Genomic DNA, 20,407 nt, shown 5'->3' with positions numbered 1-20,407 from the left:
GACATCGGCCGTGCCTCGGGGGCGGCGGGCGAGGTCGGCTCGGCTGGCGGCTGTGGCGGCGGCGCGGCGGGCGGCGGACCGGGCGGGGGTGTCGCGTCGGCGGGCAGCGGCTCACCCAGCCAGCCCTCGCCGTCCCAGTAGCGCTGGGTCGTAGGGTCGGCCGGGTCCTTGTACCACCCCGGCGAAACGTTGGTCACCCGGCAACCCTAACTATGGTCGTCATCCCGGCGGTAACTTCACCACCACCGTGCCCGCGAAGCGGTCATGCAGGCACTGCCGGAACGGTTTGTCCCACAGTTGCCACAGCCCGTCAAGCATGCCGTAGCCAGGGATGATCGCGGCGAGCGGCCCCGCCACGAAGCGGCGCTGGTACAGCCGGGGTGCCAGCTGTGCGGCCGGGTCGAGCGGGACGATCTTGATCTTCATGACCCGCTTGCCGACCGTCTGGCCTTTGCGGACCTGGTAGGTGACGAAGTAGCCGTACATCAACGCCAGCTGGAACAGGAGCAGCACGGCCTCGAGGCAGAGCATGCCGAGCAGGAACGTGCCCGCCTCCTCGGCGCTGCCCGTCGAGTCGAAGGTCGCCGCGACGAAGGCGACGAGGACGGGGATGAACACCGCCATGGAGATGGCGCCGAGGATCAGGCTGTCGATCAGATAGGCCACGAGGCGGTCGCCGAACTCCGCCAGGCGCATGCCGTTGGGTGCCACGGCGGGCGCCAGCGGGTGGCCCGGCGGATAGGCGCTGTACGGAACGGCGTAGCCGGCGCCGGGCGGGGGCGGCACCGGGCCGGGGGCGGGGGTGGTCACCCCGGCATGGTGCTACACCGCGTCGGCCGCGGACCACCCCCTGTGGATAACCTCTCGTCAGAGGTTGCCGCGCAGTTCCTGTTCCCGCTCGATCGCCTCGAAGAGGGCCTTGAAGTTGCCCTTGCCGAAGCCGAGCGAGCCGTGCCGTTCGATCAGCTCGAAGAAGAACGTCGGCCGGTCCTGCTGCGGCCGGGTGAAGATCTGCAGCAGGTACCCGTCCTCGTCGCGGTCGACCAGGATGTGCCGCGAGCGCAGCTCCTCGATGGGCACCCGGACGGTGCCGATGCGCGCCCGCAGCTCGGGGTCGTCGTAGTACGACGCGGGCGTGGCGAGGAAGGAGACGCCGGCGGCCCGCATGGCGTCGACCGTGGCGATGATGTCGTTCGTCGCGAGGGCGACGTGCTGCACCCCGGGCCCGCCGTAGAACTCCAGGAACTCGTCGATCTGCGACCGTTTCGGCCCGGTGGCCGGCTCGTTGAGCGGGAACTTCACCTTCCGCGTCCCGTTGGCCACCACCTTCGACATGAGCGCCGAGTACTCCGTGGCGATGTCGTCGCCGACGAACTCGGCCATGTTGGTGAAGCCCATGACGCGGCGGTAGAAGTCGACCCACTCGTCCATGTGGCCCAGCTCGACGTTGCCCACGACGTGGTCGACGGCCTGGAAGAAGCGCTTGGGCTGCAGCCCGGCCGCGATCGCGGGAGCGCGGTCGACGATCGGGCCCCGGGTCACGAAGCCGGGCAGGAACGGCCCCGCGTAACGCGACCGGTCGATCAGCGTGTGCCGGGTGTCGCCGTAGGTGGCGAGGGCGGCCATCCGTACCGTGCCGTGCTCGTCGGTCAGGTCGTGCGGCGCCTGCAGGCCGGTGGCGCCGGCGGCCAGCGCGTGCGCGTACGCCGCGTCGACGTCGGGCACGTCGAGCGCGATGTCGCTGACCCCGTCGCCGTGCCGTGCGTGCCGGCGGGCGGCCGCCGAGCCGACACGCACGGCGCCGGTGAGCACGAACCGCGCCCCACCGGCGGTGAGTACGTATTCGGTGGTCTCGGGGGAACCGGTCTCGGGGCCGCGGTAGGCCACGCAGGTCATCCCGAACGCGGTGCTGTAGTAGTGCGCGGCCTGGGCGGCGTTGCCCACCACGAAGCGCAGATGGTCGATGCCGGTGACCGGGAACGGGTCGCGCGGCCGGGCGTCGGAGGTGGGACCTGGGCGTACGTCCGTGACCTGGGTCATAGAGGGAGCATGCCCAGTCGGAGACGACCTGGACAACGGATCGCCTCCGGCCTGGTCATCCTGCACAGACTGAACATGGATAACGCCATACTGCTGGACAATATGTGCAGACCCGCGCGTTAACGTTTCCCACCCCGGCCGCAGGGGCACGCTGATCAGGAGGCACGCACCACGGCACAGGAGGAGCCATGGCAACCCGAAGGACCAGCAGCACGAACGAACTCACCGGTCTGGTCAACGTCGACGTGAACACGGTCGGCACGCTCCTGCAGGACACCCTGGTCGAGCTGACGGACCTGCACCTGCGCGGCAAGCAGGCGCACTGGAACCTCGCCGGCCCCACGTTCAAGCAGGTCCACGAGCAGCTCGACGAGGTCGTCGACGGCGTCCGCGCGGCGGCCGACGAGGTCGCGGAGCGCGCCGTGGCGATCGGGTACGCCGTGGACGGCCGCCCGTCGACCGTCGCCAAGAGCACGCCGCTGAGCGAGTTCCCGGCCGGCCAGATCACCGTGGCCGAGTGCGTCGAGCTGATGACCACGGCGCTGGAGGAGGCGTGCGGCCACATCCGGGAGCGGATCGGCAAGCTGGACGAGCCCGACCCGGTCAGCCAGGACACCCTCATCGGCGTCCTCGCCACCCTGGAAAAGTTTCACTGGATGTTCGCGGTGCAGCGGGTGGGCGCGGCGCGATGATGGCCGCGTGACGGTAGACGCATTGGATGCGCGGCTCATCGACCTGTTCGCCGAGGAGCCGCGCATCGGCGTGCTCGAGGCCTCCCGCCGGCTGCGCGTCGCGCGCGGCACCGTGCAGGCCCGCCTCGACAAGCTCGTCGAGCGCGGTGTCATCAAGGGCTTCGGGCCCGAGGTGGTGCCGGCCGCGATCGGGTTCGGCGTCACCGCCTTCGTCACCCTGGAGATCAGCCAGCGGTACGGGCACGACCCGGTCGCCGCGCACCTCGCCGCCGTGCCGGAGGTGCTGGAGGCGCACACCATCACGGGCACCGGCGACCTGCTCTGCCGCATCGTCGCCCGGTCCAACGCCGACCTGCAGCGCGTACTCGACGTGGTGGTGGGTCACGAGGGCATCCGCCGGGCCGCGACGATCATCGCGCTCGCCGAACAGATCCCGTACCGGACGCTGCCGCTGGTGCGCGCGGCCGCCGCCGAAAAGCCGTGATCTGCGCAAAGCGCACTAAATAGATCGACACGGGCAAATAACGCCCGACGCCACTACGGTGCGCCGGCCGGCTAGCGTGGGCCGCGTGGCGAGGGGGAGGGCGGCCCGCTTCGGCAGCAGGGTGTCCTTCGCCCTGGTGCTCATCCTCAGTGCCGTCATTGTCTTCGCGATCCGCCCCGACTGGAACCCCTTCCCCATGTGGTGGGCCAACTTCCAGACCGGGCTCAAGGAGAACCGGCCGATCGCCGACCCGCCGACCACCTGGATCCAGCGCACCGGCGACCCCGCCGACCTGGCCGGTGTCATCACCGACGGCGACCCGTACGCCCGGTCGGCGTTCGGCAGCGCCGTCATCGTCACCACCCGCGGCCACGTGGAGGCCCGGGGACTGGGCGACGGCCGGCAACTGTGGATCATCGAGTCGCCGTGGGCGCGGCCGGCCGGCGACGTCGTCGTGGTCGGGCGCCCCGACACCAACAAGGGCTTCCTCGTCTACGGGCCGTACTCGGCGACGCCGTTGTGGTCCGACGACGCGGCCACCGCCGTCTGGGCGTACTCGGACAAGATTATTGATCTGACCTGCAAGGACGACGTGCAGTGCGTGGTGCGCGGCCGCGACCACGACGGACGCCACCTCTGGTCCGTCACCGTGCCCGGCGGCAAGCCGCGCCCGACCGGGCCGAACCCGACCAGCGCGGGCCTGCGGCCGGTCTCCGACTGGTTCAACGACGCGCGCACCGGCGCGCCCGGCCCGGCCCCCGGCGTGCTCGGGGTGACCACCGGTGGGAAGACCCACCTCATCGACCTGGTCGGCGGCGTCAACCTGCGCGACGTGCCGCCCGCCGACAAGGACACCCGCATGGTCGTGGCCGCCTCCCGCGTCATCTACGCGCAGGCCGAGCCCGTCGACGACACGTGCCGCTACCGGGTGTGGGTCGTCGACGCGGACTCCGGCGCCGAGGTGTGGCGCGACGAGGGCCTCAACCTCAACACCGCCAACCGGCCCGGCTGCGAGCAGCGCCGCGACCCACAGGGCGGACACGTGCTGCTCAGTGGGACCGGTGGGGACAACCGGCCGGAGCTGAACACGCTGGCGTACGCCGCGAACCGCACCGTCTGGGTCGGCGCGCTGGGCCAGAAGGTGCTCGACACGGACGGCGACCTGGCCGTCGTGCTCAACACCGACCAGAACGCCGTCGACCTCGTCGACCTCGCGGCGGGCAACGAGGTCGTCGCCACGGTGAAGGTGCGCAACGCCCCCGACGTGGCGATCACGCCCAGCTTCGTGCTCCTGCACGACCACGAGCACGTCACCGTGCTCAGCCGGGCCGGCGGGGTGCTCCGCTCGCTCACCACCGAGGCGAAGATCATCGGGTACGGGTACACGGGTCTCGTCCTCGCGCAGGGCCGGGTGATCGGCTACGTGGACATCCCGGTGCCCGCCGACGACACGGTCGTCGAGCCCCCGGACGCGGGCCCGCCGGCGACCGTCGGCCAGCCCACATCCACCCCGGGCGGCGGCAAGTAGATCCGCCGGGTGGGTACGCTTCGGCCATGCCGGAATTCGACTTTTCGCCCCTGCTGCCGCTCGGCCCCGACACCACGGAGTACCGGCTGCTCACCACCGACGGCATCGACACGGTCGACGGCCCGGGCGGGCGGCGGTTCCTGACGGTCGAGCCCAGCGTGCTGCGCTCCCTGACGGCCGAGGCGATGCACGACATCGCGCACTACCTGCGCCCGGCGCACCTCACCCAGCTCCGGTCGATCATCGACGACCCGGCGGCCTCCCCGAACGACCGGTTCGTGGCCACCGACCTGCTGCGCAACGCCAACATCGCGGCCGGTGGCATCCTGCCGATGTGCCAGGACACCGGCACGGCGATCGTCATGGGCAAGCGGGGACGGCATGTCCTGACGGACGGTGCCGACGAGCGGGCGATCGCGTCAGGCGTCTTCGACGCGTACACCAAGCTGAACCTGCGCTATTCGCAGCTCGCGCCGTTGACCATGTGGGACGAGCGCAACACGGGCTCCAACCTTCCCGCGCAGATCGAGCTCTACGCCGAGGACCCTTCCGGGCATGCGGACGAGTACAAGTTCCTGTTCATGGCCAAGGGCGGCGGCTCGGCCAACAAGAGCTACCTGTACCAGGAGACCAAGGCGCTGCTGAACCCCACGCGGATGCTGCAGTTCCTGGAGGAGAAGCTGCGCCTCATCGGCACGTCGGCCTGCCCGCCGTACCACCTGGCGATCGTCATCGGCGGCACGTCGGCCGAGTTCGCCCTGAAGACCGCCAAGTACGCGTCCGCGAAGTACCTCGACGGGCTCCCGACGGAAGGCTCCATGTCGGCGCACGGCTTCCGGGACGTTGCGCTTGAGGCCGAGGTGCTGGAGCTGACCCGGCAGTTCGGGATCGGCGCGCAGTTCGGCGGGCGGTACTTCTGCCACGACGTGCGGGTCGTCCGGCTGCCCCGGCACGGGGCGTCCTGCCCCGTCGCGATCGCCGTCTCCTGCTCCGCCGACCGCCAGGCGCTCGCGAAGATCACCCCTTCCGGGGTCTTCCTGGAGCGGCTGGAGACCGAGCCGGCCCACTTCCTGCCCGAGGTCCGCGACGAGCAGCTCGCTACGGACGTGGTCCGGGTGGACCTGAACCGGCCCATGGCCGAGATCCGCGCCGAGCTGTCCCGCTACCCGGTGAAGACGCGCCTGTCGCTGTCCGGCCCGCTGGTCGTGGCCCGCGACATCGCCCACGCGAAGATCGCCGAACGGCTGGCGGCGGGCGACCCGATGCCGTCCTACCTGCGCGACCACCCCGTCTACTACGCCGGCCCCGCCAAGACGCCGGAGGGCTACGCGTCCGGCTCGTTCGGCCCGACGACGGCCGGCCGGATGGACTCCTACGTGGACAGCTTCCAGGCGGCCGGCGGCTCGCTCGTCATGCTGGCCAAGGGCAACCGCTCGGCGGCCGTCACGAAGGCCTGCCACTCGCACGGTGGCTTCTATCTGGGCTCGATCGGCGGTCCTGCCGCCCGCCTGGCGCAGGACTGCATCACCAGCGTCGAGGTGCTCGAGTACCCGGAGCTGGGCATGGAGGCCGTCTGGAAGATCGAGGTGAAGGACTTCCCGGCCTTCATCGTGGTCGACGACAAGGGCAACGACTTCTACGCCGAAACCACCAAACCCGTCGTCACGGTGGGCCGCCGCTGACGTTCCGCGCCGTCGCGTGGCGAATAAGGGTCGCTGTACGGTCCAAATTCGCCACAGCGTGCGCACACGTCCGCCACACATCGGGCTTAGCGTGGGCGGGTGCCTGCCACCTTTCCCTCGCATCCGGCTGTCGTGCTGCCCCTCAAGGTGTGGCGGCCGGGGTGGTTCGACGGGGTGGCACTCGTCCTTGGTGCCGCGGCGCCGGACATCGCCTACGCGTTCGACGGGTCCGGGCTGCCCGTGTGGCCGCTCTCGCACCAGGTGCACGGGCTGGTGCTGTGGTGCCTGCCGGTGGTGTTCGTCGGGTGCTGGCTGACCCGGTGGGCGGCGCCGCTTGTCGCGGCACATCTACCAGCATGGCTGCGTGACTATGGCGCGCTGGGCGTCGCGCGGCCGCGCTGGTGGGTCACCGCGTCGTCGGGTGTGCTGGCCGCTGCCAGCCACCTGGTCTGGGACGCGCTCGCGGACAAGACGTGGGTGGAACTGCCCTCGACGGTCATCGGCGGGCTCGTGACCATGGCGCTGCTCGTCCATGTCGGACGGAGCGGTCTGCTGCGCGAGTGGCACGGCCCGCCGCCGTCAACGGCACCGCGCCCCGCGCTGTTCTGGTCGGTGGCGGGGGCCACGGCCGCCGTCGGGGTGGCGGTGGCACCGGCGCTGCCGGGCGCATTCCTGCCACACACCACGGGGGTACGCCTGTTGTGCGCGTTGGCGCTCGGGCTGATCGCTGGTGCCGTCGCGGCCACTACGGTGTGTCCCACACCGTCCACTCGACGGTGATCGCGTACTCACGCACGGTGCGGACCTTGAGGAGGAAGACGGGCGAGTCCGCCGAGACGCGTACGCAGTACTGGCTGCCCACGTTGGGCCTGACCTTCTTGGCACCGTCAAGCATGACCAGTCTGTCGCACTCGGCGGCGGTCGGCTGCCCGCCTTTCCACGTCGCGATGAACGAACCGCGTGCGTAGAGCTCCGTGATCCCTGAGTGGATGTCGAGACCGGTCCCCGGGGCCGGCGGACCGCGTGCCGGTGAGTGCCGCTGATCTCCACTTCCATCCGTTGTCGAAACGATTCGACTACGTGCTGGGTGCATAACGGGACAACAGCGCAGGGCCTTCTTCGTCGGGGGGCCCAACTATTGACATCGGTCAGCGGGAGTGTGAATCTCGGCGCGGGGCCGGTACGGGAGCAAGGGCAGCTCCCCGACACAGCACGCTCAGTCATGCATGCGCGTGGCTCGATGACGCTCGTCCGGGTCCGTCCCCGCCATGCATGTGGTCACCCACCCGCGCCCGTCGAACGGCGGCGCTCCAAAAAGGACCGACATGCGAAGTAAAACAAAGCTGCGGCGAAATCTGGCGTTGGCGTCCGCGCTCGTCGCCGGTGCCGCCACCGTCGCGGTGGCGGTCACCTCCGCCGTCACCACGGCGTCGGCCGCCGCGTCCGACTCGTACTCCTGGAAGAACGTCCGGATCGACGGCGGTGGCTTCGTCCCGGGCATCATCTTCAACCAGACCGAGAAGAACCTCATCTACGCCCGCACCGACATCGGCGGCGCCTACCGCTGGGACGAGTCGGGCCAGGCCTGGATCCCGCTGCTCGACTGGGTCGGCTACGACAAGTGGGGCTACAACGGCGTCGTCAGCATCGCGACCGACCCCGTGCAGACCAGCAAGGTCTACGCCGCCGTCGGCATGTACACCAACAGCTGGGACCCCAACAACGGCGCGATCCTGCGCTCGTCGGACAAGGGCGCGACCTGGGCGGCCACCGCGCTGCCGTTCAAACTGGGCGGCAACATGCCCGGCCGCGGCATGGGCGAGCGCCTCGCGATCGACCCCAACAAGAACAGCATCCTCTACTTCGGCGCGCCCTCCGGCAACGGCCTGTGGCGCTCGACCGACTCGGGTGTCACGTGGGCCAAGGTGACCGCCTTCCCGAACGCGGGCAACTACATCGCCGTGCCCGGCGACTCCTACCAGGGCGACAACCAGGGCGTCGTGTGGGTCACCTTCGACCCGTCGACCGGCACCTCCGGCAACACCACGCAGACCATCTACGTCGGCGTCGCGGACAAGAACAACACCGTGTACCGCTCGACGGACGGCGGCACCACCTGGTCGGCCGTGGCCGGCACCCCGACGGGCTACATCGCCCACAAGGGCGTGCTCGACCACGTCAACCACCAGCTGTACATCGCCACGAGCGACACGGGCGGCCCGTACGACGGTGGCCACGGCCAGGTCTACAAGCTGAACACCGCCACGGGCGTCTGGACCGACATCAGCCCGGTGCCGGTCAGCAGCTCCGACCAGTACTTCGGATACAGCGGTCTCACCATCGACCGGCAGGCCCCGGGCACCATCATGGTCTCCTCGCAGATCTCCTGGTGGCCCGACATGATCACCTGGCGGTCGACCGACGGTGGCGCGACCTGGACGAAGATCTGGGACTGGACGTCGTACCCGAACCGCAGCTTCCGCTACACCATGGACATCTCGTCCGTGCCGTGGCTGAGCCTGGGCGCGAACCCGGCGCCGCCGGAGGTCACCCCGAAGCTGGGCTGGATGAACGAGTCGATGGAGATCGACCCGTTCAACTCCAACCGCATGATGTACGGCACCGGTGCCACGATCTACGGCACCACCAACCTGAAGAACTGGGACGCCGGCACGCAGATCACCATCAAGCCCATGGTCAAGGGCCTGGAGGAGACCGCGGTGCTCGACCTGATCAGCCCGCCCACCGGGACGGCCCCGCTGATCTCGGGTCTCGGCGACATCGGCGGCTTCCGGCACACGAACCTCGACGCCGTGCCCGCCATGATGTTCCAGCAGCCGTACTTCACGTCGACGACCAGCCTCGACTACGCCGAGCTGAACCCGTCGTACATGGTCCGGACGGGCAACTTCACCGACTCCGACCGGCCCAACGACAGCCACGTGGCGTTCTCCACCGACGGTGGGGCGAACTGGTTCCAGGGTCAGGAGCCCGGTGGCGTCAACAACGGTGGCACCGTCGCGGCGGCCGCCGACGGCAGCCGCTTCGTGTGGTCGCCGGGCGACGCCGGCCAGCAGGTCATCTACTCGGTCGGCTTCGGCCAGTCGTGGTCGGCGTCGAGCGGCGTGCCCGCCAACTCGGTCATCGAGTCGGACCGCGTGAACCCGCAGAAGTTCTACGCGTTCAACGCCGGCAAGTTCTACGTGTCCACGAACGGCGGCGCCGCGTTCACCCAGACGGCGGCCTCCGGCCTGCCGACCACGGGCAACGTGAAGTTCAAGGCGCTGCCCGGCGTCGAGGGTGACATCTGGCTGGCCGGCGGCGACGCGACCACCAGCACCAGCGGCGTGTGGCGCTCGACCGACTCCGGCGCGTCGTTCACGAAGGTGTCGGCCGCCACGGCCGGCGTCAACGTGGGCTTCGGCAAGGCGGCCCCGGGCTCGACGTACCCGGCCGTCTTCGCGTACGCCACGATCGACGGCGTGCAGGGCGTGTACCGCTCGGACAACGCGGGCCAGACCTGGGTCCGGATCAACGACAACGCCCACCAGTACGGCAACGCCGCTGAGGCGCTGACCGGTGACCCGCGCATCTACGGCCGGGTCTACCTGGGCACCAACGGTCGCGGCATCCTGTACGCCGACCGCCTCGGCGGCAGCAGCCAGCCGCCGATCTCGACGGGCGGCCCGACCACGCGCCCGCCGACGAGCAGCGTGCCCACGAGCAGTGTCCCGACGTCGCGTCCGCCGACGAGCAGTGTCCCGACGTCGCGTCCGCCGACAAGCAGCGTGCCTACGTCGCGTCCGCCGACGAGCAGTGTCCCTACGTCGCGTCCGCCGACGAGCAGTGTTCCGACGTCGCGTCCGCCGACGAGCAGTGTGCCGACCAGCGCCGTGCCCACGTCGGGCGGCACCGGTTCCTGTGTCGCGACCTACTCGGTGACCGGCCAGTGGCAGGGCGGCTTCCAGGGCAGCGTCACGGTGAAGAACAACCGCTCCACGGCCAGCACGGCGTGGACGGTGACCTGGACGTTCGCCAACGGACAGGTGATCACGCAGCTGTGGGGTGGCAAGCACACCCAGAGCGGCGCGAACGTGACCGTGACCAATGAGGCCTGGAACGGCTCGTTGGCCGCGGGCGCCAGCACCACGTTCGGCTTCCTCGCGAACTGGGGCACCACCAACGCCGCCCCGACGGCAACCTGCACCGTCAGTTAAACCCCGCACCGCCCCAGGTGGGCCCGGCGCCTAGTGTGCCGGGCCCACCGCCCGTTTCCGCGTCGTACTTCAGGGTGGTCCGTGTGCAGTTTCATTGCCATACAAAGTGCAACCAGGGCTAGAACGGTGTGATGGCGTCACAGACGGTGCGGTTCACGGTCTCGGACGAGGACCGGGCGCGGCTCGACCGGCTCGTCGAGCACTTCGGCGGCGACCGCTCGGCCTATCTCCGCGCCACGCTCACGGTGATGGAGTCGCTGCGCCGGCCGGCGCGGTCTGCGAAGGCGTCCAGCGCGGCCAGCACCTCGGTTGACTGCCACATCCGGTTGCGGTCATAGCCGGTGAACTCGGTGAGCACGCCAGCCACCACGAGCGGTGCGATGGCCCGATGCACGTTCTGCGGCGCGACGTCCAGCACGGTGGCCGCAGTGGCGGAGTTCAACACCGGGTGCCGGATGAGCGCGTCGGCCAGCCGCCACACCAGAGCGTCCCGTCTCGCGGTGACCTGTGTGTCCCACCGGGCACGGATCTCGCGTAGTTCGGCCACGAGTTCGCGACCGTTGGCGGTGGCGGCGAAGGACGCTTGCGCAAGCCGTTCGACAATGGCGGTTGGGTCCCCGTGACGGTAGCTGGTGAGGGCGTCGAAATAGCGGTTCGTCTCGCTGAGCAGGCCGGCTGAGACGGGCACCGTGACGTTGCGGGTAAGTCCGTGACCGCGCAGCATCGCGTGGATCAGGGCACGACCGGTGCGGCCGTTGCCGTCGGGAAACGGGTGGATGGTCTCGAACTGTGCGTGCGCAACCGCGACCTGGCTCATCAGGGGAAGGTCGGTACGTCGGCCAAAACGCACGAGGTCATCGATGAGTGCTGGGACGCGGGTGTGGTGTGGCGCTACGAAGGCCGCCTCATGTGGACCGAAGTCGCTCCCGCCGACCCAGACCTGTTCCTGGCGCCACCGACCGGCGATGGTCGGTTCGTGCCGGGCGACGAGCGCCGCGTGCATGGCGAGGATTGCTTCGTCGTCGAGGTTGTCCGCAAGTGCAAGCGCGGCCCGCATGGCATCGACATTGCCAACGATCTCGGTAGCGTTGCGCTTGTCTCTGCTGCCGAGCTCGGCCAGGGCGATCGCCTTCGCTCCGGAGGTGAGGTTTTCTATCCGGGACGAGGACGCTGACTCGGACCTGAGCAGGACTGACGCGAACGGCGCGACCTCGGTGCCGAGTTCAGCGTCGAACCGGGCGATCTCTGCGGATGCGTCCTCAGCGAGTGCGGTGATGTTGGCCGGCAGAGCAATCGTCCTGTCCGCGATGGTCGGCACGACCGCGGCACGGTAGGGGCCGGCGTGGCGCTGGCGCACGCGGGTAGAGACGAACTCGGGAGGGATCTTCGGCACCCACGGGTACTCCTCCCAGGACAGGCTTGGCCAGTCTGAGGACATGGGGTTATTCTAGTTTCAGAAACTCATTAAGTGATACTAAGCGCCGGTGTCAGTGGGCGATCGGCCCCGGACCCGCACCTTGACGTCGAATACGGTCCGGCGTGGCAGGATTCAGGCGTGGACGTACGCATCGAGCGGGACACGATGGGTGAGGTCCGGGTGCCGGCGGACGCGCTGTGGCGGGCGCAGACGCAGCGGGCGGTGGAGAACTTCCCGGTCTCCGGGCGCGGGCTGGAGCCCGCCCACATCCACGCCCTCGCGCTGATCAAGTCGGCGGCCGCCGCCGTCAACGTGGAGCTGGGCGTGCTCGACGCCGCAATCGGCGAGGCCATCGTCGAGGCAGCCGACGCGGTGGCGCGCGGGGAGCACGACGACCAGTTCCCCGTCGACACGTTCCAGACCGGCTCGGGCACCTCGTCGAACATGAACGCCAACGAGGTGATCGCCACCCTTGCGGAGCGGCTGGCAAATACGAAGATCCATCCCAACGACCACGTCAACGCCTCGCAGTCGTCCAACGACGTGTTCCCCTCCTCGATCCACCTGGCCGCCACGGACGCGGTGGGCAACGACCTCGCCCCGGCGCTCGCGCACCTCGCCGGCGTGCTGTCGATGCGGGCGGAGGAGTGGCGCGAGGTGGTCAAGGCCGGCCGCACGCACCTCATGGACGCCACGCCGGTCACCCTCGGTCAGGAGTTCTCCGGCTACGCCGCGCAGGTCTCCTACGGCGTCGAGCGGCTCTACGGCGTGCTGCCGCGCCTGGGCGAGCTGCCGCTGGGCGGCACGGCCGTCGGCACCGGCATCAACACGCCGCCCGGGTTCGCCGCGAAAGTGATCGACAAGCTGGCCGGCCGCACCGGGCTGCCGCTGTCCGAGGCGCGCAACCACTTCGAGGCGCAGGGCGCCCGCGACTCCCTCGTGGAGTGCAGCGGCCAGCTGCGTACCATCGCGGTGGGCCTTTACAAGATCGCTAATGACATCCGCTGGCTGGGGTCGGGGCCCCGCACCGGCCTGCGCGAGCTGAACCTGCCCGACCTGCAACCCGGGTCCAGCATCATGCCGGGCAAGGTGAACCCGGTGGTGTGCGAGTCGGTGCGGCAGGTGTGCGCGCAGGTCATCGGCAACGACGCGGCCGTCGCCTTCGCCGGCTCGCAGGGCGACTTCGAGCTCAACGTGATGCTTCCGGTGATGGCCCGCAACCTGCTCGAATCGGTGCGCCTGCTGGCGGCGGCCGCGCGCCTGCTCGCCGACCGCTGCGTCGCCGGCCTGCAACCCAACACCGAGATTCTCCGGGAGTACGCCGAGAGTTCGCCGTCGATCGTCACCCCGCTCAACCGGCGCCTCGGCTACGACGAGGCGGTCGCCATCGCCAAGCAGGCGCTCGCGGAGAACAAGACGATCCGCGCCGTCGTCCTGGAGCGCGGCCACGTGGACAGCGGACGGATCACCCTGGCACAGCTCGACGAGGCGCTCGACGTGCTGCGGATGACCCGGCCGTAGGGGACTTTTCGCCGTGCGGCCGCCGCCGGTTCATCGACCGGCCACATGGGACCACCATGGTCACGCCCCGTGACCCGTACTCCGCTCCGCTTCGTCCCGGCTCTCGTGGTCCTCGTCGCGCTCGTGGCCGCGCTGCTCCTCACCGGGACGTCGGGGTGGTCCATCGCGCGGTACGCCGCCGTCTGGGTGGTCGGCATCGCGCTGCCGGGGACGCTGCTCTTCCGGGCCCTGTGCGGCCCCCGGGGCAATCTGCCCGAGGATCTGGGGTACGGCGCGGCGACCGGCCTGCTGCTGCAGCTCGCGGCCTGGCTGGTCGCCGCGGCCACGGGCTGGCGGCCGGTGCTGTGGGTCGTGCCGGCACTGACCGTCGCGGCGTTCGCGGCGGTGCCGTCGCTGCGCCGGCACGTCCGGGTGCGGGGCCTGACGCCCGTGCCGACCGGCCCGGCGTGGGCCCTCGCCGGGGTGATGCTGGTGGCCCTCGGCTGGGCGTACGCCCAGTGGCGCAGCACCCCGCTGCCCGGCGGCCCTGGCCTGTACTACCAGGATCTCCTCTACCACCTGGGTCTCGTCCGGGAGCTGGCCCGCCCGCTGCCCTTCCAGGTGCCGCAGCACGCGGGCGACGCCCTGCACTACCACTACCTGTCCGACGCGCACATGGCCGCGTCCGGGACCGCGGCCGGCGTCCCGGCCGCCGACGTGCTGCTGCGCCTGTGGATCGGGCCGGTCCTGCTGGTGACCGTGCTCCTGTTCGCGGCGCTGGGCCGGCAGCTGACCCGCGGTTCGTGGTGGGCGGGGGCCGCGACCGCCGCCGCCGGCCTGGTCACCGCGGCGTTCGCGATCGGCGGCTCCGGGCTCCTCGCGGTCTCCCCGCTGACGTTCCTGAGCCCGTCGATGACGTACGTGCTGCCGCTGATGGCGGCGCTGGTCTCGCTCGTCGTCGGGCTGCTGCGCGGGGACGCCCGCCCGGCCGGCGCCTGGGTGCTCACGGCGGCGTTCGCGTTCGCGTGCACGGGGTCGAAGGCGTCGGCGCTGCCGACGGTGCTGGTCGGGGCGGTCTTCGGCGCCGTGGCGCTGGGGGTCGTGGGGCGGCGGATCCCGTGGCGGGGCGTGACGCTGGTCGTGCTGCTGGGCGTCGTCGTAGCCGTCGGGGCGTGGATCTTCACGGGCGGCGGGGCCGGCGCGCTGAGCCCCGAGGCGTTCAGCGTGGTGCGCTGGATGTCCGCCTACCGCGACACGGTGGGGCGGGGCGAGAACCGGGTGGTCGGCGGGCTGCTCCCACCGGGCCTGGCGGAGGCCGGCGTGACGGGGTGGCTGTTCGTCCTCGCGCTGTGCGGCTGGTGGCTGCTGGAGCAGGGCCTGCGGTTGTTCGGGGTGGTGTGGCTGCCCTTCGCGCGGAACTCACCCGTGCGGCGCGATCCCGGCGCGTGGGTGCTCTGGGGGGTGGCGCTCAGCGGTGCGGGGGCCGCCTGGATGCTGTGGAACCCGTCCGCGAGCCAGGGGTACTTCTGGATCGGCGCGCTTCCCTTCGGGGCGGCGCTGGGCGTGGCGCTGGTCGCGGATCACGTGGAGCGCGGCGCGGTCCGGGTGCCGGCGCGGTCCACCATCCGATGGATGGGCGCCGCGCTCGCGGTCGGCGGGGCGGTCACCGGGCTCATACGGTGGGGGTTCGACGGGCTGAACGGCGGCGGGGAGCATCCCTACCAGCGGTGGGCGCTGGTGCTCGGCCTGCCGTGGGCGGTGGTCCTGGCGCTGGCCGTGGTCGGGATGATCGTGTGGCGGCTCGGCTTCCGGTGGGCAGGGCGGGGGGCCGCGGTGGCGTTCGCCGTGGCGCTGGGAGCGGGCGTGGCATCGCTCGGGATCACCGTGCAGCCGCAGCTGACGCAGCCCACCCAGGCGAGCGTCATCCGGACGGGGAGGATCCCGGATAACTGGCTGACGGCCGCCGAGGTGCGCGCCGCCGCGTGGCTGGACGCGCACGCCGGCCGCGACGACGTCATCGCCACGAACGTGCACTGCCGACCGGTGCCGACCGTCGAGCACTGCGAGGCGTCGGGCTTCTGGGTGACCGGGCTGGGCGGCCGGCGCGCGGTCGTGGAGAGCTGGGCGTACACGACGCGGGCTGTGGCGGCCCACGGCGTCGACGGGTATCAGTACAGCCGCCAGCCCGCCCCGGACCCGGAACGGTACGCCCTCAACGAGCGGGTCTTCGCCACCGGCACGGCGACGGACGTCGCGGAGCTGCGACAGCGCTACGGCGTGCGGTGGCTGTTCGCCGACACGCGGGCCGCGCCGGTGTCGCCGGCTCTCGCGACGGTCGCGACCGTCCGCTACACCGACGACACCGTCACCATCTACGAACTGCCCTAGCTCTCGGCCGCGACCAGGGGCTTGCGCATGCGCATCAGCCACGTCGTGGTGGGGACGCGGGTGACGTCGTTGACGATCTCGCCCTCGATGTCGCCGAACGACTCCTTGGCCAGCGCGACGAAGCCCTCCGGCTGACGCACGTGCTCGCCCCGGTCGTTGGACGACATCCACTTGGCGATCGGGTTCTGGTTCGGCTCGAACGTCGGGTCGATCGAGCACACCTCGCCGGTCGGGGCGAGCACCCGGGCCGACAGGTCCAGCAGGTGCCGGCACTGGTCGTCGGTGAGGTGGTGCAGCAGGCCCATGAGGATGACCTTGTCGACCGGCGGCAGCTCGGGCAGGTGCTCCTCGGTGAAGATCTCGCACCGGAAGGAGCCGCGGTCGCCGAAGTTCTTCCGGGCGTGCTCGATGTAGCGCTCCGAGGTGTCGAAGCCGTAGTACTTCACGTTGGGCAGCCGGTCGAAGTAGTAGGCCGGGCCGCAGCCGACGTCGAGGATGACGTCGCCGTCCTGGAGGTTCAGCCGCTCAAGGGCGAGGTAGCGGACCCGGTGGGCACCCACGGCCTTCTGCAGGCCGACATACATGGGAACACTGCTGAGCAGGCTCTTCACGTGTGAAAGCACGGGGCACTCTAACACCTCTGAGCGACCGTCGATGTTTCGTCGAGATGCGAAAGGGCGGGCCGTATAACGGCCCGCCCTTTCTGAGGCGTTTTAGTGCGAAGGACCTAGAAGTCCATCTCGCCGCCGCCGGGGGCGGCCGGCGCGGCGGCCTTCTCCGGCTTGTCCGCCACCACGGCCTCCGTGGTGAGGAACAGGGCGGCGATCGACGCGGCGTTCTGCAGCGCCGAGCGGGTCACCTTGGCCGGGTCGATGATGCCGGCCTTGAGCAGGTCGACGTACTCACCCGAGGCGGCGTCGAGGCCGTGACCGGCCTCCAGGTTGCGCACCTTGTCGACGACGACGCCACCCTCGAGGCCGGCGTTGACGGCGATCTGACGCAGCGGGGCGTCGAGCGCGACCTTGACGATCTGCACACCGGTGGCCTCGTCGCCCACCAGGTCGATCTTGTCGAACGCGGTCTTGCCGGCCTGCACGAGCGCCACGCCACCGCCGGGGACGATGCCCTCCTCGACGGCCGCCTTCGCGTTGCGAACGGCGTCCTCGATGCGGTGCTTGCGCTCCTTGAGCTCGACCTCGGTGGCCGCGCCGACCTTGATGACCGCGACACCGCCGGCGAGCTTCGCCAGGCGCTCCTGCAGCTTCTCGCGGTCGTAGTCCGAGTCCGACTTCTCGATCTCGGCACGGATCTGGTTGACGCGACCCTGGATCTGGTCGGCGTCGCCGGCACCGTCGACGATCGTCGTCTCGTCCTTGGTGATGACCACCTTGCGGGCGCGGCCCAGCAGGTCGAGCCCGACGCCGTCGAGCTTGAGGCCGACCTCCTCGGACACGACCTGGCCACCGGTCAGGATCGCGATGTCCTGCAGCATGGCCTTGCGGCGGTCGCCGAAGCCGGGCGCCTTGACGGCGACCGACTTGAAGGTGCCGCGGATCTTGTTGACGACGAGGGTCGACAGGGCCTCGCCCTCGACGTCCTCGGCGATGATCAGCAGCGGCTTGCCCGACTGCATGACCTTCTCCAGGATCGGCAGCAGGTCCTTCACGGAGCCGACCTTGCTGTTGACGATGAGGATGTAGGGGTCCTCCAGGACCGCCTCCATGCGCTCGGCGTCGGTGACGAAGTAGGCCGAGATGTAGCCCTTGTCGAAGCGCATGCCCTCGGTGAGCTCGAGCTCGAGGCCGAAGGTGTTGCTCTCCTCGACGGTGATGACGCCTTCCTTGCCGACCTTGTCCATCGCCTCGGCGATGATCTCGCCGACGGTGGTGTCGCCGGCCGAGATGGAAGCCGTGGAGGCGATCTGCTCCTTGGTCTCGACATCCTTGGCGAGCTTGGCGAGCTCCTCCGCCACGGCGGCGACGGCGGCCTCGATGCCCCGCTTGAGGCCCATCGGGTTCGCACCGGCCGCGACGTTGCGCAGGCCCTCACGGACCAGCGCCTGGGCCAGGACGGTCGCCGTCGTCGTGCCGTCGCCGGCCACGTCGTCGGTCTTCTTGGCGACCTCCTTGACCAGCTCAGCGCCGATCTTCTCGTACGGGTCGTCGAGCTCGATCTCCTTGGCGATGCTCACACCATCGTTGGTGATGGTGGGGGCTCCCCACTTCTTCTCGAGCACGACGTTGCGGCCCTTCGGGCCGAGGGTCACCTTGACGGCGTCGGCGAGGATGTTCATGCCCCGCTCAAGACCGCGGCGGGCCTCCTCGTCGAACGCGATAATCTTGGCCATTCGGCGTTGTCCTCCTGGACAGTCTGTCGCGACGGCCGTAGCCGCCTGACCTTTACGCACCTTCGAAAGCGACCGGTTGTGCCGGTCACTTGCGTAGGTCGGGCCGGATAAGCCCGCGACGACCGGCTCCTCGCGCCAGCCCGACCGCCGTCCCCGGCGTCCGGTCTGGCCCTCGGCGCCCCACCGCCCCGACCAGAGACCCCTCGGCACGGGCCGTGGGGTCCTGGCACTCAGCCTAGGCGAGTGCCAATGACTTGTTTAGCACTCTGCCTACCCGAGTGCAAGCGGCCCGCCGGGAGCGTAGCCGTGATCACGGCTGCGCCGCGGCGTACCCATGAAGCGATTTTGGCGGTCATGGACAGGGCCATGACCGCCAAAATCGGATTATTCAATTGTTCTTTACCGGCGCGCGCTCAGGAGTTGAGCTCGTGCCCCAGGCTGGCCGTCGACGTGGGGGCCTGCCTGGCCCGCAGCTGGGCGTATGTCGGCAGGAGCGCGAGCAGCATGCCCGCGTAGCCCACCGCCCCGATCAGGGTGCCGATGCCGTCGATGATGCCCAGGGTGGCGTTGTACCCGAATCCGGGGTCGATCGAGCTGCCCACGGCGCCGGCCGCCGCGACCCCGATGATGCCGAAGATCAACGGAACGACGTACCCGAAGATCACGTACGGCACGAACGCGATCAGGATCTTGCCCAGGTTCGGGCCGAAGTCGGAGTGGGCCAGCTGGAACGACCCGCCGACCGGGTTCTCACCCCGCTGGAACACCCCGACGAAGCCGTACATGCTGAACGCGAACGCGGCGTACACGCCGGGCAGGACGCAGCAGGCCGTGCCGACGCCGACCGCGAGGCCGAACAGGATCGTCCAGGGGAACAGCCGCATGGCGCGCGACATGCCGTAGCGGAACGCGTCGCCGACGTTCGCGCTCTGCCCGGTGCCGGCCTCCTGGACGATGGCCCACGTGCCGGCCGCCCAGGCCGCCGACGCGATGAACGCCACGCCGACGTACAGCAGCAGCAGCACGAGGAAGCCGCCCAGCAGGCTGCCGACGGCGGTGGCCGTCGAGTCGAAGTCCAGCACCGAGAAGGTCCACGCGCCGATCGCGAACTGCTGGATGACGGCGACAACCGCCATCGGCACCGAGATGCCCAGCCCGGTGATGATGAGGGCGGACTTCCAGCTGCGCTTGGCGACCTCCTGCACCTTGGCGAACCAGGAGCTGAAGTCCGGGCCGCCGGGCACGAGCGGGTCGCCCGCGTTCTGGTATCCCGCCGGGACCGCGTACGACCCCGCGGGCGGGGTGGTGTAGCCGGACGGCGGGGCCGTGTAGCCGGGCGGAGGCGGCGGCGCCGCGTAGCCGGGCTGGGGTGGCGGCGGGGCCGCGTAGCCGGGGGGCTGCGGCGCGTACCCCGGGGGCGGCGCCGGATACCCGGGTTGGGGTGGCGGCGGGTACGAGCCCGGATCCGGGGCGGCCGGCGTGATGTTGGTAGGCGGCTCGTACGGGTCGTCGGCCTGCCCGGGGGGTGGGTACGTCATGGGGGTGTGTGCCTCCGTCGGGGTCGCCGGCGTCCCACGCCGCCGACAAGATTGTCAACGCCCGTGAGTGTGGCGGCCCATGGCAACACCGTGCAATGCCCGGCCCGAAAAGCGCACCGCGTCCCGGGCACCGCGACGGCCAGCGTCACGTGCGCGATGAACAGGACCGTCTGTCCGAATGGGACGCCCGGCAAAGACGAGGGGCACCGACGCTTGGGGTGAGCGCGGTGCCCCGATCGAGCATCACCGTTCGACGTCAGATGAGGCGAACCTTCTCTGCCTGCGGGCCCTTCTGCCCCTGGGCGATCTCGAACTCGACGCGCGCGCCGTCGTCCAGCGTCTTGTAGCCGTCCATCTCGATAGCGGTGAAGTGGACGAAAACGTCCTGCCCACCGTCAACCGCGATGAAGCCGTAGCCCTTCTCGCTGTTGAACCACTTGACGGTGCCCTGTGCCACGGTGCACTTCCTCACTTCAACGTACCCCGGCGAAGCGGTCGAATCGCCGGCGGTCGAAACCTCAGCGGGCCCTGAGGGGAACGCAAGGTGTCAACCGAACTCGCACGCTACACGAGC

17 protein-coding genes are annotated in these 20,407 nt (G+C 70.3%); 8 read left to right on the top strand and 9 right to left on the bottom strand.

Translation table 11 applies throughout. The annotated features are described in order from the left end of the window. The 3 genes from ABD211_RS09455 to hppD form a co-directional block, all read right to left on the bottom strand. Positions 1–197, bottom strand: a 197-nt coding sequence (locus ABD211_RS09455) for a DUF2510 domain-containing protein (RefSeq protein WP_344128429.1), incomplete at its 3' end; no start/stop codon positions are given. A gap of 22 nt (positions 198–219) precedes the next feature. Beyond that, positions 220–810: an RDD family protein gene (locus tag ABD211_RS09450; RefSeq protein WP_344128427.1), complete on the bottom strand. Its 591-nt coding sequence runs from the start codon at positions 808–810 to the stop codon at positions 220–222. 57 nt (positions 811–867) lie between these two features. Continuing rightward, on the bottom strand, positions 868–2,040 hold the full coding sequence (gene hppD / locus ABD211_RS09445; protein ID WP_344128425.1) for a 4-hydroxyphenylpyruvate dioxygenase: 1,173 nt from the start codon (positions 2,038–2,040) through the stop codon (positions 868–870). Between the two features lie 188 nt (positions 2,041–2,228). On the opposite strand from hppD, the gene ABD211_RS09440 reads away from it, so the two are divergent. From ABD211_RS09440 to ABD211_RS09420, 5 genes are all read left to right on the top strand, one after another. Continuing rightward, a complete protein-coding gene (locus tag ABD211_RS09440) occupies positions 2,229–2,732 on the top strand; it encodes a Dps family protein (RefSeq protein ID WP_344128423.1) in 504 nt (167 codons plus the stop codon). Between the two features lie 7 nt (positions 2,733–2,739). After that, positions 2,740–3,216 (top strand): Lrp/AsnC family transcriptional regulator, encoded by a 477-nt coding sequence (locus ABD211_RS09435; protein WP_344128421.1) that lies wholly within the window; start codon positions 2,740–2,742, stop codon positions 3,214–3,216. Positions 3,217–3,301: 85 nt separating this feature from the next. Beyond that, positions 3,302–4,744: a hypothetical protein gene (locus tag ABD211_RS09430; RefSeq protein ID WP_344128419.1), complete on the top strand. Its 1,443-nt coding sequence runs from the start codon at positions 3,302–3,304 to the stop codon at positions 4,742–4,744. 26 nt (positions 4,745–4,770) lie between these two features. Further along, entirely contained in the window at positions 4,771–6,426 is a 1,656-nt protein-coding gene (locus tag ABD211_RS09425) for a fumarate hydratase (protein WP_344128417.1), read from the top strand. Between the two features lie 99 nt (positions 6,427–6,525). After that, entirely contained in the window at positions 6,526–7,206 is a 681-nt protein-coding gene (locus tag ABD211_RS09420) for a DUF4184 family protein (protein ID WP_344128415.1), read from the top strand. On the opposite strand, the gene ABD211_RS09415 is transcribed toward ABD211_RS09420, so the two are convergent. Next, complete coding sequence (locus ABD211_RS09415) at positions 7,172–7,321, bottom strand: hypothetical protein (RefSeq protein ID WP_344128413.1); 150 nt, start codon at positions 7,319–7,321, stop codon at positions 7,172–7,174. The genes ABD211_RS09420 and ABD211_RS09415 overlap by 35 nt on opposite strands. A gap of 430 nt (positions 7,322–7,751) precedes the next feature. Between ABD211_RS09415 and ABD211_RS09410 the strand changes: the two genes are divergently transcribed. Then, on the top strand, positions 7,752–10,643 hold the full coding sequence (locus ABD211_RS09410) for a cellulose binding domain-containing protein (RefSeq protein WP_344128411.1): 2,892 nt from the start codon (positions 7,752–7,754) through the stop codon (positions 10,641–10,643). A gap of 223 nt (positions 10,644–10,866) precedes the next feature. On the opposite strand, the gene ABD211_RS09405 is transcribed toward ABD211_RS09410, so the two are convergent. Continuing rightward, entirely contained in the window at positions 10,867–12,081 is a 1,215-nt protein-coding gene (locus ABD211_RS09405) for a Fic family protein (RefSeq protein ID WP_344128409.1), read from the bottom strand. 117 nt (positions 12,082–12,198) lie between these two features. Here ABD211_RS09405 and ABD211_RS09400 point away from each other — a divergent pair, with 117 nt between their 5' ends. Then, entirely contained in the window at positions 12,199–13,581 is a 1,383-nt protein-coding gene (locus ABD211_RS09400; RefSeq protein ID WP_344128407.1) for a class II fumarate hydratase, read from the top strand. Between the two features lie 69 nt (positions 13,582–13,650). After that, on the top strand, positions 13,651–15,948 hold the full coding sequence (locus tag ABD211_RS09395; RefSeq protein ID WP_344128405.1) for a hypothetical protein: 2,298 nt from the start codon (positions 13,651–13,653) through the stop codon (positions 15,946–15,948). Here the strand turns inward: ABD211_RS09395 and ABD211_RS09390 are convergent. The 4 genes from ABD211_RS09390 to ABD211_RS09375 form a co-directional block, all read right to left on the bottom strand. Continuing rightward, positions 15,945–16,571 carry a class I SAM-dependent methyltransferase gene (locus ABD211_RS09390; RefSeq protein ID WP_344128403.1) on the bottom strand — a complete coding sequence of 209 codons (627 nt, stop codon included), beginning with the start codon at positions 16,569–16,571 and terminating at the stop codon, positions 15,945–15,947. The genes ABD211_RS09395 and ABD211_RS09390 overlap by 4 nt on opposite strands. Before the next feature lie 104 nt (positions 16,572–16,675). After that, positions 16,676–18,295 carry a chaperonin GroEL gene (gene groL / locus ABD211_RS09385; RefSeq protein WP_344128401.1) on the bottom strand — a complete coding sequence of 540 codons (1,620 nt, stop codon included), beginning with the start codon at positions 18,293–18,295 and terminating at the stop codon, positions 16,676–16,678. A gap of 413 nt (positions 18,296–18,708) precedes the next feature. Continuing rightward, on the bottom strand, positions 18,709–19,833 hold the full coding sequence (locus ABD211_RS09380) for a hypothetical protein (protein WP_344128399.1): 1,125 nt from the start codon (positions 19,831–19,833) through the stop codon (positions 18,709–18,711). Positions 19,834–20,089: 256 nt separating this feature from the next. Next, positions 20,090–20,290 (bottom strand): cold-shock protein, encoded by a 201-nt coding sequence (locus ABD211_RS09375; protein WP_344081076.1) that lies wholly within the window; start codon positions 20,288–20,290, stop codon positions 20,090–20,092. Positions 20,291–20,407 lie beyond the last annotated feature (117 nt).

Source organism: Luedemannella flava (genome assembly GCF_039528515.1).
Lineage (GTDB): Bacteria > Actinomycetota > Actinomycetes > Mycobacteriales > Micromonosporaceae > Luedemannella > Luedemannella flava.
The sequence above is the reverse complement of the archived record's forward strand: the minus strand, read 5'-3'. Positions and strand labels throughout refer to the sequence as shown.

Bases quoted from the DNA above. Each gene is read 5' to 3' on its own strand.
- ABD211_RS09425 (WP_344128417.1), top strand. From the start codon at position 4,771: ATGCCGGAATTCGACTTTTCGCCCCTGCTGCCGCTCGGCCCCGACACC.
- ABD211_RS09440 (WP_344128423.1), top strand. From the start codon at position 2,229: ATGGCAACCCGAAGGACCAGCAGCACGAACGAACTCACCGGTCTGGTC.
- ABD211_RS09405 (WP_344128409.1), bottom strand. From the start codon at position 12,081: ATGTCCTCAGACTGGCCAAGCCTGTCCTGGGAGGAGTACCCGTGGGTG.
- ABD211_RS09415 (WP_344128413.1), bottom strand. From the start codon at position 7,321: ATGCTTGACGGTGCCAAGAAGGTCAGGCCCAACGTGGGCAGCCAGTAC.
- ABD211_RS09410 (WP_344128411.1), top strand. From the start codon at position 7,752: ATGCGAAGTAAAACAAAGCTGCGGCGAAATCTGGCGTTGGCGTCCGCG.
- groL (WP_344128401.1), bottom strand. From the start codon at position 18,295: ATGGCCAAGATTATCGCGTTCGACGAGGAGGCCCGCCGCGGTCTTGAG.
- hppD (WP_344128425.1), bottom strand. From the start codon at position 2,040: ATGACCCAGGTCACGGACGTACGCCCAGGTCCCACCTCCGACGCCCGG.
- ABD211_RS09380 (WP_344128399.1), bottom strand. From the start codon at position 19,833: ATGACGTACCCACCCCCCGGGCAGGCCGACGACCCGTACGAGCCGCCT.